The organism is Sulfurimonas indica (genome assembly GCF_009192995.1).
Classification (GTDB): domain Bacteria; phylum Campylobacterota; class Campylobacteria; order Campylobacterales; family Sulfurimonadaceae; genus Sulfurimonas; species Sulfurimonas indica.
The window spans coordinates 1-13,794 of record NZ_SDID01000023.1 but is presented as its reverse complement, the minus strand read 5'-3'; the positions used below and the strand labels follow the sequence as shown (position 1 = coordinate 13,794).

General features: G+C 31.1%; 14 protein-coding genes and 3 pseudogenes. 10 read left to right on the top strand and 7 right to left on the bottom strand.

The annotated features are described in order from the left end of the window. The first annotated feature begins 272 nt into the window (after nt 1-272). From ES948_RS09390 to ES948_RS11090, 3 genes and pseudogenes are all read left to right on the top strand, one after another. Nucleotides 273-584 (top strand): FIG domain-containing protein, encoded by a 312-nt coding sequence (locus ES948_RS09390; RefSeq protein WP_152184690.1) that lies wholly within the window; start codon nt 273-275, stop codon nt 582-584. Nucleotides 585-590: 6 nt separating this feature from the next. Further along, nucleotides 591-866 (top strand): annotated as a pseudogene (locus ES948_RS11245) (site-specific integrase); the annotation flags it as partial. Between the two features lie 60 nt (nt 867-926). Then, nucleotides 927-1,223: a tyrosine-type recombinase/integrase gene (locus tag ES948_RS11090; RefSeq protein WP_246153860.1), complete on the top strand. Its 297-nt coding sequence runs from the start codon at nt 927-929 to the stop codon at nt 1,221-1,223. Between the two features lie 63 nt (nt 1,224-1,286). On the opposite strand, the pseudogene tnpA reads toward ES948_RS11090, so the two are convergent. Next, nucleotides 1,287-1,565: pseudogene (gene tnpA, locus ES948_RS09380) on the bottom strand (IS200/IS605 family transposase); the annotation flags it as partial. Between tnpA and ES948_RS09375 the strand changes: the two are divergent. Beyond that, a pseudogene (locus tag ES948_RS09375) lies at nt 1,487-2,380 on the top strand (RNA-guided endonuclease InsQ/TnpB family protein). The pseudogenes tnpA and ES948_RS09375 overlap by 79 nt on opposite strands. A gap of 385 nt (nt 2,381-2,765) precedes the next feature. Here ES948_RS09375 and ES948_RS09365 read toward each other — a convergent pair. From ES948_RS09365 to ES948_RS09350, 4 genes are all read right to left on the bottom strand, one after another. Continuing rightward, nucleotides 2,766-4,841: a GGDEF domain-containing protein gene (locus tag ES948_RS09365; RefSeq protein ID WP_152184687.1), complete on the bottom strand. Its 2,076-nt coding sequence runs from the start codon at nt 4,839-4,841 to the stop codon at nt 2,766-2,768. Between the two features lie 240 nt (nt 4,842-5,081). Next, nucleotides 5,082-5,723, bottom strand: coding sequence for a hypothetical protein (locus ES948_RS09360; RefSeq protein WP_152184686.1), 642 nt, complete (start codon nt 5,721-5,723; stop codon nt 5,082-5,084). Nucleotides 5,724-6,004: 281 nt separating this feature from the next. Beyond that, entirely contained in the window at nt 6,005-6,394 is a 390-nt protein-coding gene (locus ES948_RS09355) for a hypothetical protein (RefSeq protein WP_152184685.1), read from the bottom strand. Beyond that, on the bottom strand, nt 6,391-7,179 hold the full coding sequence (locus ES948_RS09350; RefSeq protein ID WP_152184684.1) for a hypothetical protein: 789 nt from the start codon (nt 7,177-7,179) through the stop codon (nt 6,391-6,393). Before ES948_RS09350 ends, ES948_RS09355 begins: the two co-directional genes overlap by 4 nt. Before the next feature lie 165 nt (nt 7,180-7,344). Between ES948_RS09350 and ES948_RS09345 the strand changes: the two genes are divergently transcribed. Next, nucleotides 7,345-7,665, top strand: a complete 321-nt coding sequence (locus tag ES948_RS09345) for a hypothetical protein (RefSeq protein WP_152184683.1) — start codon at nt 7,345-7,347, stop codon at nt 7,663-7,665. A 14-nt stretch (nt 7,666-7,679) separates the two neighbouring features. Beyond that, on the top strand, nt 7,680-8,600 hold the full coding sequence (locus ES948_RS09340; protein WP_152184682.1) for an acetate and sugar kinases/Hsc70/actin family protein: 921 nt from the start codon (nt 7,680-7,682) through the stop codon (nt 8,598-8,600). A 333-nt stretch (nt 8,601-8,933) separates the two neighbouring features. Here ES948_RS09340 and ES948_RS09335 read toward each other — a convergent pair whose 3' ends face one another. Both ES948_RS09335 and ES948_RS09330 read right to left on the bottom strand, forming a co-directional pair. Next, on the bottom strand, nt 8,934-10,049 hold the full coding sequence (locus ES948_RS09335; protein ID WP_152184681.1) for a methyl-accepting chemotaxis protein: 1,116 nt from the start codon (nt 10,047-10,049) through the stop codon (nt 8,934-8,936). Nucleotides 10,050-10,061: 12 nt separating this feature from the next. After that, nucleotides 10,062-10,445 (bottom strand): PAS domain-containing protein, encoded by a 384-nt coding sequence (locus ES948_RS09330; RefSeq protein WP_152184680.1) that lies wholly within the window; start codon nt 10,443-10,445, stop codon nt 10,062-10,064. A 327-nt stretch (nt 10,446-10,772) separates the two neighbouring features. On the opposite strand from ES948_RS09330, the gene ES948_RS09325 reads away from it, so the two are divergent. The 4 genes from ES948_RS09325 (at nt 10,773) to ES948_RS09310 (ending at nt 13,739) form a co-directional block, all read left to right on the top strand. Beyond that, the gene (locus ES948_RS09325; protein WP_188109498.1) at nt 10,773-11,453 is read left to right on the top strand and encodes a DNA/RNA non-specific endonuclease; all 681 of its coding nucleotides are present in this window, start codon (nt 10,773-10,775) and stop codon (nt 11,451-11,453) included. A gap of 122 nt (nt 11,454-11,575) precedes the next feature. Further along, a complete protein-coding gene (locus tag ES948_RS09320) occupies nt 11,576-12,322 on the top strand; it encodes a hypothetical protein (RefSeq protein WP_152184678.1) in 747 nt (248 codons plus the stop codon). A 122-nt stretch (nt 12,323-12,444) separates the two neighbouring features. Next, complete coding sequence (locus ES948_RS09315; protein WP_152184677.1) at nt 12,445-12,639, top strand: hypothetical protein; 195 nt, start codon at nt 12,445-12,447, stop codon at nt 12,637-12,639. Nucleotides 12,640-12,644: 5 nt separating this feature from the next. Then, on the top strand, nt 12,645-13,739 hold the full coding sequence (locus ES948_RS09310; protein WP_152184676.1) for a hypothetical protein: 1,095 nt from the start codon (nt 12,645-12,647) through the stop codon (nt 13,737-13,739). The last annotated feature ends 55 nt before the right edge of the window (nt 13,740-13,794 follow it).

Genomic DNA, 13,794 nt, shown 5'->3' with positions numbered 1-13,794 from the left:
ATGTTCTATATGTTCTATATGTTCTATATGTTCTATATGTTCTATATGTTCTATATGTTCTATATGTTCTATATGTTCTATATGTAGGGGTTTTTTCTTCATTAGACGGAAATATGGTAATGTTACGAAGTTTGGCGACAAGATAATCATTGCATATTTCCTTTTTTCAATATTTCTTCCAATCTTTCTTTTTGTAATTTTACAATAAAAAAAATCAAAGTTCGTTATAATAACATATTGAAACTTAAATTTTGTCAATAGTGAGGAAGAAAATGAAAAAAAAGAAAATCAAGAAGGTTTGGGTTACTAAAGCAGAGAACCCGTACATTAATGTAATAAAAAGAAATATTTACAAAATGGTTGAAAATACAGATTCTTTGGAAATAATTGAAAAATTAAAAGAACTAGATAAAGTGTATTCAGCAGAAAAGGCATTCATCAACATGGTTGGTAGGGGCACTATGAGCTTCCAGACAATGATCAAAATTATGTTAGCATCAGGTCATCAAAAATTTGTTTTTGATATTTCAGATGAGGAAAAAACAGAAATATACGAGTTTGAATCTAAAAAACTAAATAGTTAGATAAGGATGTGTAATGAGGATCTTTGTCTGGTAAATGCAGACAAATTGCTGAAAAATTACAATATCTATCTTTTGGTTTTAAAGTCTTATTCAAAAAAGACAATAAAAATCTACCACAATACTGCTGATTCATTTTTGTACTTTTTAAAAATGCAAAATTATCATAATGTTAATCAAATTACAAAAAATACATTATATAATTTTATTAGTCATACAAGAAACAATGCTACTCTCGGCACTAGAACCACTAATCTTCTAATTTCCTCGCTGAATAATTTTACAAAATTTTTGTGTGAGAAATACAATTGCTGTAAATCACAAAAGCTAAAACATCTAAAATTTATGTCAAAACTACCCAATATAATTGACGAATCTGAAATGCTAGAGCTTTTGAAAGTGAAAAATCCAATTTATGATAAACAGGCAACATGGATACAATATAGAAATTATGCCCTTGTGGTACTAATCTATTCATCTGGATTGAGAATAAGTGAAGCAACAAATATGCTTCTTGGCGACATTGTAGAAAGCGGGTGGGTTAGAGTAGAGTGTGGAAAAGGCGGTAAAACCAGGATTGTTCCTATCAATATTCATGTACTTACTCAAAAATACATTTGGTTTTTCTGCCCGCTACTTTAGCACCTGTTCCGTAAACCCTCGCCGTTAAGGGCGGGGATATAAGGAACATTTGTGAAACAAATATTAATCAGGGGTTTTTTGTTGTTCAATGTATTGCTTTAATATCTCAATCGGAGCACCACCAACACTTGCCACAAAATAACTTCTACTCCATAAGGCTACATTTTCACCCCAATACTCTTTTTTGAATATATCAAAATTTTGTCTTAATCTTCTACTTGACACGCCCTTTAATGAATTAACTAAAACAGACAAAGCTATCCGTGGTGGATATAAGACTAACAGATGAACATGGTCAGCTTCCCCATCAAATTTTTCAAGTGTTGCATCATTCATTTTACAGCTATCAAACTTCAACAGCAACTATCAAAAATAATAAATTGTATCTTCCAAAAATAGGTGAAGTTAGAGCAAAGTTTCATCGTGGAATAGTTGCAGGCAAAATTAAAACTGTAACAGTAAGTTATGAAGCTAATCAATACTTTGCAAGTATTAACTACGAAGATGGTTTAAATGAGTGTGTAGGGTCTAATAATGGTAAATCTATAGGGATAGATATGGGAATAGTTGTATTTGCTTATACAAGTGAAAATCAACCAATAAATCCCACCAAAGAGCACGACTTAACAAAAGATATAAAAAAAATGATAAAAGCTCAAAAGAGCTTAAGTCGCAAGAAAAAAGGGAGTGAAAATAGAGCAAAAGTAAAAGCAAAACTTGCTAAAAAGCATTTAAAAATCAAAAATAAACGAAATGATTTTTTACATAAAATCTCAAATAAACTTAGTGAAAACCAAACTGTAAAAGTTGAAGATTTAAAAGTAAAAAATATGTCTAAAAAAGCTAAAGGTTCAATAGAAAATCCCAATATGAGAGCAAGTGCAAAAAGTGGACTTAACCGTTCAATATTGCAACAATCATGGGGGAAATTCTTTGAGCTACTTGAATACAAATTGAAAAGAAATGGCGGAGAGCTCATAAAAGTTGATCCAAAACATACTTCTTAAAAATGTTCAAAGTGTGGACACATTTCAAAAGAGAATAGGCAAACACAGGCTCAATTCATCTGTACTAAATGTCACACGGCATTAAATGCAGACTACAATGCCAGTGTAAATATTCTTAATGCGGTAGGAACTATCGTCAAAGCCTCTTAATATCCTAAACAGTAGTTTGGAGTTTCTAGGAAGCTCCGCCATTTATGGCGGGGTAGTTCACCGGAAACAATCAAAAAGCATCCTATGGCAAATTTTAACAATATTTAAACAGAGTTTTAAAACATACAATGTTTAAACAATTCCTATCTTCTGTTTAAACATATACCAAATAATATTAATTGTTTAAACAATGACTAAACAATGTTAAAACAAAGAATAAACAATATGATAGTTTAAAGTGAGTTTAGGCAATGTTTAAAATAAGAATGAAAAGAATTTTTAAACTGTCATTGTTTAAACAGAGGAAAAACAGAGTTTAAGAAGATGATAAAACAGTGTTTTAAGTATATGATTGTTTTAAAAGAGTTTAAACAATGTCTAAACATTATTTAAACAGAGTTTTAAACACATGATGTGTGATTGAAAAGGAGCCATTAGCTTCATCTTTTTGTAAAAAGTCTATTACTTCAATATTCGATACATCGAGATTTAAAGCTTCAAGAGTGTTTTTATTCAACTGGAGCATGTTGCTTGTGTAGAGTTTACCGTCAAAGTTAAAGAATTTTTTTGTGGTAAAATTGTTTTCACCCCATAGCGATATCAACTCCGCTAAAGACTGTGTGAATGAGCTCGTATTTATTGCGCCAATAACTTGCACGACTTTATCTAAGCGTAGGAGAAAGTTCTTTTTTCCTTTGAAGATATCATCAAAAACTACTGCCTTGTCTGTCTCATCTACAAGTTCAATCAGGCAGTAGAAAAAATAACTGCTGTCGATATATAAAAAACTGTCATTTCGTAGTAACACGGGTATGTTTATCTCTTTGTGAGGCACTAGAACACTTTGTAGAAAATCACTCAATGGAATGTTGTTTATATTCCTAAGGAGTATGTCAATGCCGGATATTGAATGCTTGTCTGGCTCATTAGCAGATTGTCTATCATCTGGTATTGTTTCATCCTCTTTGGTTTCTTCGTTTTCATAAGCCTCTATAAGTTCCTTTTGGGACGGTCGCTGTTCTTTTTCTTCTCGCTCTTTTCTTTCTTTTTCTTCTTTCTCTTTGGCAAGTGAAATCAAGAGCTCTTGATGAATATTCAGTTTTTTTGGTTCTTCTTTTTTTGGTTCCGTTTCTTGTGATTTAGTAATGCTGTTTATGCTAATATTATCTTGTTTGTCGTCTTTGTTAACGCTTTTGGTAGCATCATCAACAGAGTGTTCTTTCCCTTTTTTCTTTTCAAGGTTAATAATCGGTTTTTCATTAGGAAAAACTATTTTATTTCTTCCGCCTTTCTTTGCGCGGTACATCATTTCATCGGCGCAATTTGTTGCTTTATCAAAGCTGTCGTACCACTCACCAATACAGGCCCCTGTACTGATTGTAAACTTAATAATATTTCCGTTTACATGAAGCTCATTGTCTTCAATTGATTTTCTTATGTTTTCAAGTATTGCGTGCGTTTTTTGTCGATTCTCATGAGAAATCAACACAAACTCCTCGCCACCATACCTGTATAGTCCAATATTTTGACCTTTTATTTGTTTAAATGCCTTATCTGCTATCATCTGAAGCACAAGATCACCGGTTTTGTGCCCATAAGTGTCATTGATATTTTTAAATTTATCACCATCTATGAAAGCAATAATACACTCTTTGACATCAAATTTTTCTATGTCTTCTAAATATTTTCTTTTGTTGAAAGCTCGTGTGAGCGGATCTTTAATTAGCTCTTCTTGAAGTAGTCGCCTCTCTTCTACTAATTCTGCTATTTGTCCCTTGTGTTGCTCCAGCTCATTTATGGCAACAGGTAGATTTTTGATTTCTTCTGAGGCGATTTTAGAATCCGTCTCATATTTGCCCTTAGAGGCATTTTTGTCTTTAACCTTACCCTTACCATTAGATTGAGTGTTATTTAGCTCTACAGACACTGTTTTGTTATTCTGATAGACATATTTATTTTTCTCTTGCGTTTCAATACTCAAACTGTTGTCAATATGGTTTCTTTCAATTATCGTTCCGTCTTCGGAAATATTTATTTCAAAATAATTTTTCGGCACCTCTTTTGTGCCACTTGATTCTTTTGAATCAGATGGGATGGCACTACTGATTTTAGATCGACTTGTAATCTTTCGATATGCCTCTTCTGCAACAAGAACAATATTGCCATTTTTATCAATCACTCCAAAATCATCAATGTGTCTGTAGATGTAATCAAATGTTGCGTATGGAATTTTTACAGCTTCATTTTTGCCTTTGAGTTTTAGAATAAATTCTTGTTTTTCTTCTTCGCTTTTGTTGTCTGTGTATTTTTCTATCAGTTTTGCTCTTTCTCTCTCTTTTTGAATAGCGGCTCTTCTTACCTGTTGTGTGCGAAACCAAAAACTGTCTTTGATTTTTAAAAAAATCAAATAAACAATCATTACAAGAAAAAGAAAGAAAATAATTGAGATGATTAAATCCATTTTTTACACCTTTTTGAAAATTTAAAATTGTCGTTTTTTGAAATTTTAGGGCAATATACAAAGTATAAACTTTTTATAATATTAGTTTTAATTTTTATATAAAATTATAATATTATTAATATTATATATACAATTGCAAAAAAACTAAGAAAATATGACAATTTGAGGGCTAGATTATTATAATATATATTATTAATATTATTATAATAATAACCCTTAAAATTAAATAAATTAACTTTTCTAGTTAAAAATACCTTCATTTAACCCATCGCTTTTTGACCAAAATTGATGTATTTCTACTGTTCCCTCAATGGCTTTCAATGTACTCGTAACTTGTCTGTCATAACCTATAACTTCAATATCAGAAGAGTTTAAAATCAAAGATATTCTTTCCTCATATGCTTTCTTACCTATAATCTTTTCTAATGGCTCGCTATTGATTGAAACAGAATTGAGCAGAGTAATTTTATTGCTTTTTTTATCTTTTAGCAAAATTCTATTATAGAAATTTTTATTAGATTTGCTCAAAAAACTAAGTCCATGATATGATAAAATATTCACAAAAAACTTCCCGTTTCTTGCTAATTTTTCATCATCATTTCTTAAAAAATCACGCTCAATCAATTTAGCAATATCTTCTCCTTCTTCGATTTTCATAGATGCTTTTTTTATACCTTTAACATACTCAATTAATGAATAAATTAAAAATCCATAATCAAACATCAAAAATCCATAATCTTGGTTTTTATGAAAAATAATTGGTCCGTTTGGACCATGCTTTTTTTGAATGTCAATAGCTTTTTTTGTTAGCATGTTACAATATCCAGCAATATATTTTTCATTTAGTACATCGCAAATATCCATTGGCTCTTTATAATTCATCCCTTTAGCTCCTGTTGCTGTTTAAAATATATTTTTACTAAATGTCAAAAATTCAACATCACCTACTTTTCTCATTAAATTATTCTTTGCTGTCCTGATCATCTCATCTTTTCTCCTTCTTTAAAATAAACCCGTGACTATTGTTCCTTAACCAATTTGTTAAAATCTTCTGTAAGACACTAATGTCTTTTGAGACAATCTCTTGATAAGTTCCGTCAGATAATTTTCCCTGCAGTAGAAAAATATTATTCCCCTTGAAACTATCTGTATTACCCATTATTTTATTCTCCTTGTCTGATAAATTTACTTTTGATTAAAATATTGTAAATTTCCATTCTTCTTTCTCTGTCATCATTCATGTCCGCAACATATAAATCCACAACCAACCTTTCCAGTTCTCCTAACCTCTCCTCTAAAATCTCTCTAATACATTCACAATGCTTTAATCTCTCTAGTGCCAATAATATATCAGGAGCCAACTCTTCAACTGCCTCAAACTTCTCTGATTGTTCATGGACCAACCGAACTTGTTCTTTAATCTCTTGCATCTCTAAATCATAATAACAAAACATATGATTCCTTAGCCATGTCATAAACGAATCTATTTTCCAGCACAACCCTCTGAGTATTAATTTGATTCGATTTGTTTTTCTCTCACCTAATTGTTTCATTTGCTTTCTCTCCTTTTTGATTTAGCATAGTTTTTGTTGTAAACATGCACTCGGCCAATTTTACTTTCAAGTAGTTTATATAGAGACGATTTAAAATATTTTGTTATTTGGATATCGCCATGAATAAGATAATAAAAATGAATATCCTTAAGTGTTGGCTCAACAACAACTGAGAGTTTTTTTAACTTGTACTTCTTTCTCAGCTTCCTGTTTAAAAAATAAAATAAATTTTCAAAAAGAAATGCTAATGCACCCTCTGAAATACAAGAACATCGAATTTCTTTTCCAGCTCTACTTTCGATAGAAACATATAAAATGTTTTTTTCATTAAAAAATTTCTGTTGTTTGATTTTCATCATTTGATTGAATGTAATAAAAACAACAGGCAATTTAAAAGTATATAGAGAAGATTTATCATTGTTGAGAATCTTTAATAAAATGTCATTACCTGAAATATCAACAGGAACAGCTTTGTAAATTTTATCTGGATCAAAAAATAATTCAAATCTGTTTTCAATTGAATATTCAATAAGATTTTCATAAATTGCGGTTGATACTGAATTCATTTGCAATCTGGTCAAATTAAAAGAATTATAATTTACAGTGTAGCCATCTTTAGACACCATTCCTGTAATAACCTTGCTATTTGAAACATAAGTAGCTACATCACACGAAAAAACTGTTTTAATAGCCTTGTTAATGATAGAAAATAATTCCAATTCATTAATAAAATATTCCTGTGATAGTTGTTTTATTTTTTCGTCAGAATTAAAAATATTTTGCATTCATCCCCAGTTTCTTAAAATATCAGCAAATTAATATATATAAATTATTTGTGTAATAATAATATAAAATTGACAATTAGGCAAATATAATATATAATTTTGCATTGTTTAAACATTGTTTAGCAATAGTTTAGAATAAGTTAAAAATAACAGAAGGAAAAAACAATGAAGATACAGCTTACATTGGATAACCCAAAAGCTATAGCAATATACAACTTGCTTGAAAAAAAGATAAAAAGCAAATCTTTTGAAAAAGCACTATTTCTCTTGGCACAAGATAGTAGCAATGAAATATATTTCGGATACGAAAATGCAAAAAAAGCCAAAGCAGTTGCAATGGATGTAGTTATTACAGAAGCATTGCCAGAAACAGAACCTCAGCAAAAAACAGACAAACCAGACAATGAAAAAACAATAGACAGTCAAAAGAGCGATAACACTGATACAGGCACAAAAGCTACAAGCGGCTTTAAAATTGAACTTTAATAAGGAGTATAACCATGAATGAAAATGTAAACAAAATAGCATCAACGCTTACAAAACTATCAGGCGATGAAATACTGGCTGAGGATGCAATAGAGTTTGAAGGTTTTAAATATAGAGTCGGCGAAACTTCCGGATCCAATATTGATTACATGTATGACCTAAAGGACCTGGTAAACTACAGTCATATTTTTGTAAGAAGTCTCATTAAAAATAGACCTATTAAAAAAATTGCGATTTCAATACCGACAGAGGCGTACTATTCCTCAAAACTCAAAGAAGATGGCGGAATTATCGAAAAGATGAAAGAGAGCCTAAAAAGAAATATACCAACACTTGAAAAAGTAAGAGTTTTACCTCAGGGAACTGCTGCTGTTTCTCATCTTGTTATGCAAAACATGATTAATCCAAAAGATGGAAATATACTTGTTATTGATGGCGGTTTCAATACGGTTAATATATCTGTAACGAATGAAGCAGGAAAAATACTCTATACCAACTCCATTCATGATGAACTTGGTGTTTATAATTTGTTGACCGAGTATTTCAGAGAGGAGTTAAAAAGAAAACATGACGAAGTGACAACAAATGCTCAAATGCTAAAGGAGATTTTCTTAAAAGAAAAAATAGATCTTGGTTTTAACACTGTTAATATTATCAGAGAGAAAGAGCAGGCCCTGGCTACATTTTTGCCTAAGCTTATTGAAAGAGTAACAAGAGAACTTAAAAAGAAAAAAATAGAATTTGGCCAGTTTGTTTTTGTTGGTGGCATATCTTATTATATTGACAAAAATATCATTAGCAGTTCTAAACCATTCTTTATACCGGAAGAAGGTGGAGAATTCTTAACTTTGCTTGGGATGAAGGAGATGGTTGATGACGACTATGATGTATTTGATGTCGGTTTTGGCGATGTGAAATATTCATTCAAAGAATAAAAGCAGTTAAATCTCATAAAGGAGGTGAAAAAAGTGACTTTTGAAAAAATGAAAGCCCTGCAGCGTTTGGCGACAGAGCAGGGCGTCAAAATACAAACAGTTAGAGAGTTTGCTAAATTTGCACTTGAAACGCAATTATAACATAAAAAAATAGGAGAAAAGACCCCCCAATGTCATATGAATGGTAATGCTTAAGCCAAATAGCTGAGATCTCAATTGCCTTTGGCGATTGAGTAGCTCACAAACTGCAAACATTTACCAAAATTGTATTGTAATTCTATAAGCGAAATGACTGCTTGTCCGTCTCAGGCTGTTTTTACAGCTATGGTAAAACTAATTTGCATCAGTCAACTTTTGTAAAACATCAATAATATCATCCATCTTTTCACTTGCACCACTTACTTCCTGGGATATATTATTGACATCTTCAGCATTGTTTTTTAAGCTGTCAGAAGCTTCTGAAATGGACTGTATCAGTATATTTGTAGTAGCAGATGATTCAGCTAGGCTTTTTTGAGTTCTCTCAGCCAGCTTTCGTACTTCATCGGCAACTACAGCAAATCCACGACCATGCTCACCTGCACGAGCAGCTTCAATAGCAGCGTTAAGTGCCAACAGATTTGTTTGTTCGGCAATATCTCCAATAGTTGCTAAGATAACTTTTGTATCATTAGCATTGCCAACAAGTGATTCAAGATTCTCTACCATTTCATTTTCTTTATAGGAGATAGAATGGATACGATCAACAATGGAATTTATTACTTCTTTGAAATCTGCAATTGTAGTGTTGGTTATATCTTCGATTGTAGCATTGAGATCTTTAGCGGATTCTGCGATGACTTTATTAGAGTTATCATTTTCTTGTCGCATATCTTCTAAAGCTTGACCGAGATTATTTATATTTTCTAAAAGATCGGCCATTTTTGCTTCAACCTTGATGTCACATCTAACATGGAAGTTTCCGTTAGCAAACTCTTGTAGTGTGTTAATTGCCTGATCTAAGTTCTCCTCAGAAGAATCAATCATTTTATTCATGCTCTCTCTAAGTACATGAACATAAGGTGTACTACTATCTGCATTAATACGACAAGAATAGTGACCTTTTGCTACTTTGTCTGCAAGTAGAACCATCTCTCCCGCTACTTTTGTATCGTTAAGTATAAGTTGTTCATATTTTTTAAGAAGTTTATTTAATGTAGCTTCTATCTCATCTTTCGTATTTTCGTTTATATCTACTTTATTTCTTTCAAATTCAATGAGTTCATCAATTTGTTGAAGTAGGTTTGTTAGATTGGTTTTAGATTGAGACATGTTTAAAAATACCAAACTAAGCGCAAACACAATTAAAGCAACGGCTATTTGTAGGATAGAAGATGTTGATAAAAGTAATGTTCCTATAAGTAAAACAAAGCCGACTGATAGAATAATATTTTTTTGTAATTGTTTCATTGTCATACCTGCTTATTGTAATGTTTTATAGAGATTTTCTGCTGCTGCAATTTCTGCCTTGGAGGGCTTTCTTCTGCAAGACATATATGTTATGGCTTGTCTTACTTCATCATACATTGGGTACACTGTAGCAAATACCCAGTAAAAACCGCCATCTTTTGTTTTATTTTTGACATAACCGGTCCAAATTTTATTTTGTTTAATGGTTTCCCACAGGTCTTTAAAAGCTGCTTTTGGCATATCTGGGTGCCTAACAATATTATGTGGCTTTCCTATCATCTCTTCAACTGTAAAACCGGCAATTTTACAAAAATCATCATTTGCAAACAGAATAGTTCCTTTACTATCAGTTTGTGAGACTAAGAAATCGTTGCTTTTAAGAACTGTTTCATTCATTTTATTGTACCTTTCTATTAAAATTTTATTTAATTATAAAAAATTATATAACTTTTATTTTAAGATAAATTTAATATTATAGATTTTATTGAAAAATATAATAAAATATGAACAAAAGTATATTTTTTATTGTTGCGTAAGCTAATTAATGTAATACGATTAATTACTTAGAAACAGAAACTTATCAAACATACAACAAAGCTTAAAAAAGTGGGGTACACGGCAACAATGCTTACCATCAAATAGCTAGTTAGGCTATAGAGTAGGAATCCGCCCCATAAATTTATGAGGTGGAGTATCAATAAACAAAAATGGAGAAAGATAAAAATGATTAAAAAAATAACAACAGCGTTGCTACTGGCGGTTTCGCTCTTTGGATTTGAGTCAAAATATCTTCCAAACATAGACATTGATACAAAATGCTCAAAAATACTCCATAAGTCGGCTATGGATATATGTTATAGCTATAAATGGAAAGCTCCAAAGCTTGCAGTGTATTCAATCACGGCGCAAGATATGAAGAAGCATCACTATAAAAGAAAAGGTTTGACATTTAAACCAGATTATCAGGTGCCAATTAAATACAGAAGCTATACAAGAGATTACTCTCATACCGGTTTTGATCGTGGTCATAATGCCCCCAATGCTGCCTTTTCATACGATAGAAAACTTCAAAAGGAGACCTTTTTGCTTAGTAATATTTCTCCTCAAAAACCACAACTCAACAGGAGGCTATGGGCTAAAATCGAGAGGTTTGCCCGCATGCAAGCTTCTTGGCACGGTAAGGTCAATGTTGTTAATGGAACTTGCGGAAGTTTGGGGCATATTAGAAATGGAGTAAATATACCGGCATATTGGTACAAAATCATTTTCTTGCCAAGTGGTAAAACAGTGAGTTTTCTTTCCCCAAATACAAACAATGGAATGTCAAAAGCTAAAATTAAAGATTATATGTCAAGCTTGGATGAGATTAAAAATAGATGCAACATCGGCTTTGATTTAAGATGAGACACATTAAAAAAATAGAGTTAAATTTTATCATGTTTGACATATCTGTCGATATCAGACTTTCTAAACATCTCTTTATTAAGCGAAAAAGTGATGATAATAAGGCTCCTATTCGATCGTTCATGTTTAAAACAAGAGAAGGGTATCAAGAGTTAATTCGATCTGCTGTTTCTCAATACAACATACTGGACTATCCAGATAAAAGTAAAATTGTTTTTGTCTTTGAATATAATGATGAAAAATACTCCGTCCTATTGGCTGTTGATAAAAGTAAGAATACAGAGCGTCCCCTTGTGACTGTAGTAACTGTTGAAAAAATAGGTTCAAGGCATTTTGGAAGAAGAGAATCTTTTCATATGGAGAGAATCAAGATTTATTCTGATTTCATTTTGACTCCTTCGTTTCTAAGAGATGTTGAGGTGAAAATAGGAACCTATGAAAAAAAATATGCAGTATATAGAACCGTATTTTTCAATAAACTTGCTAATAGATTTGGTTTTGATGAGAAGGTTGACCAAGAAAGACTTATTAGCTCAATAATAAGCTCAGTTGCGAAAAAGAAAACATCCCCATTTCAAGAGTGGGTAATTTTTTCGTGTAATGGTAAGAAATATGCAATTATGGTAAGCATTGAAAAAGTATACCATGGTAATTTTTACAAAACTGCAATAATTTTTGCTGATTTACGCAATAAGGTTAAATCCGATAATAGAGGATATGTATTTTACAACAGAGATAAAATTTCTCAAAGTAATATCGGAGTTGGAATTATGCAAAATGACTTTAAAAAGCATAAGCAGCCCAATATTAAAACGAAGATAGGCTTAACAATAAAACAAAAATCGAACCACAACAAAGGTAGTGATTAATATCCTGTATATTAGACAAAAACATAAAATTAATCAGAAATAATTAGAACTTCTCTGCTGTTGATCTGTAGTGTTCTAGTCAGTATAATACAAAAGTAAAATAAAACAGAAAAGGAAATTAAATGCCAGAAACAATAGCAATTTTTGTATTCGCAGTAGTAATCATTGCAAAAGGTATAAAAGTTGTCTCACAAGCAGATATGTTGGTAATAGAGAGGCTTGGAAAATACAATAGAGTTCTAACAGGTGGTCTAAAAGAAGGTGAAAAAGTCAAAATTGCTTCTATACAAAAAGGGAAAGCAATATTAGAGAGATAAAAAAGATGAAAGAAAAAAACAAAAAGTTGTTAGAATCACTTGGAATATTTGCAGATATTGATTTAAAAAATATTACAAGAGTAGGTTCTTCGCGCACAAGAGACGGATGGTGGCTGAGAATTAGCAGAGATGGTGAAACAATATCAAGGGTCTTTAGTGATGATGATTTTGGAAATCCTTTTTTGTCTTTACAGGCGGCAGTAAAGTTAAGAGAAAAGTTTAAACCAAAAAAAACAACATCCAATACAGGATATATGTCACTTTTTATTTCAGTTTATAGCAAAAAGAGCCCTATGCTTAGGGTCAGCTATAAAAATGAAGCAAAAGCTTTTAATATTATGGATTATGGCTATATTTTCGCACTCAAAGAGGGAATGCAATGGCTTAACAATAAAGATGAAACTCTATATAATAAAAAAATCAAATTAAATATAGACAAAGGATTGACGTATTTAAATAAGAATATGGATCAAAAAAAATATTTAAGACTTTTGGAAAAAACATTTTTGTATAAAAAAAGTGATGGTGATTATTATGTTCCAAAAAATAGAAGAAGGACATTGTTGATTCTGGCAAATCAACATTCTCAAGTGATAAGAAAAGATATATCTTTTACTTATAGCGAATATGTAAAAAATACATTAAAATATGTACGAAAAGCAGGTTTTGATTTTCAAGTAGAGAATGATAATTTTAAATATGACAAAGACGATTATTATGCAGTTGTTTTGGCAGAACACAATACTTCTTCTAAAGAGTTTTGTTTTAGAGTGCGTAAGCTTGTCGATTTTTCTAAAAAAGAATTTTACACCATTAAAAAATCAGCTTCTTTTTTTAAAACAATTTACAAAGATAACCCAACTGTCAAAAAAGACATTATTAATATAATTCCTGATTTTCAAACAAAAGAAGAGTTTGACAAGTATTTGCATGATGAAAAAGTTAAAAAGATTGCCGAAAAAAAAGAGCTGCTAAGAAAGAAGAATGCCAATAAAAGCAATGTTGAGTACGCAAAACGCAAAGACAAACAAATAGGCTATATTTCTAAAATAATTCATGATTACGATAGATTAATCAACTGGTTGTCAAACGAACACTAAAATTTTGCACTAAGAAGTAAAAAAAAGTTACAATTTGAAACTTAAACCACCTCTT

What these genes read in the sequence shown, in the direction of transcription:
- ES948_RS09315 (WP_152184677.1), top strand. Translation starts at nt 12,445, where the DNA reads ATGCCAGAAACAATAGCAATTTTTGTATTCGCAGTAGTAATCATTGCA.
- ES948_RS09325 (WP_188109498.1), top strand. Translation starts at nt 10,773, where the DNA reads ATGATTAAAAAAATAACAACAGCGTTGCTACTGGCGGTTTCGCTCTTT.
- ES948_RS09330 (WP_152184680.1), bottom strand. Translation starts at nt 10,445, where the DNA reads ATGAATGAAACAGTTCTTAAAAGCAACGATTTCTTAGTCTCACAAACT.
- ES948_RS09355 (WP_152184685.1), bottom strand. Translation starts at nt 6,394, where the DNA reads ATGAAACAATTAGGTGAGAGAAAAACAAATCGAATCAAATTAATACTC.
- ES948_RS09350 (WP_152184684.1), bottom strand. Translation starts at nt 7,179, where the DNA reads ATGCAAAATATTTTTAATTCTGACGAAAAAATAAAACAACTATCACAG.
- ES948_RS09345 (WP_152184683.1), top strand. Translation starts at nt 7,345, where the DNA reads ATGAAGATACAGCTTACATTGGATAACCCAAAAGCTATAGCAATATAC.
- ES948_RS09335 (WP_152184681.1), bottom strand. Translation starts at nt 10,049, where the DNA reads ATGAAACAATTACAAAAAAATATTATTCTATCAGTCGGCTTTGTTTTA.
- ES948_RS09390 (WP_152184690.1), top strand. Translation starts at nt 273, where the DNA reads ATGAAAAAAAAGAAAATCAAGAAGGTTTGGGTTACTAAAGCAGAGAAC.
- ES948_RS09320 (WP_152184678.1), top strand. Translation starts at nt 11,576, where the DNA reads ATGTTTAAAACAAGAGAAGGGTATCAAGAGTTAATTCGATCTGCTGTT.
- ES948_RS11090 (WP_246153860.1), top strand. Translation starts at nt 927, where the DNA reads ATGTCAAAACTACCCAATATAATTGACGAATCTGAAATGCTAGAGCTT.
- ES948_RS09360 (WP_152184686.1), bottom strand. Translation starts at nt 5,723, where the DNA reads ATGAATTATAAAGAGCCAATGGATATTTGCGATGTACTAAATGAAAAA.
- ES948_RS09365 (WP_152184687.1), bottom strand. Translation starts at nt 4,841, where the DNA reads ATGGATTTAATCATCTCAATTATTTTCTTTCTTTTTCTTGTAATGATT.
- ES948_RS09340 (WP_152184682.1), top strand. Translation starts at nt 7,680, where the DNA reads ATGAATGAAAATGTAAACAAAATAGCATCAACGCTTACAAAACTATCA.
- ES948_RS09310 (WP_152184676.1), top strand. Translation starts at nt 12,645, where the DNA reads ATGAAAGAAAAAAACAAAAAGTTGTTAGAATCACTTGGAATATTTGCA.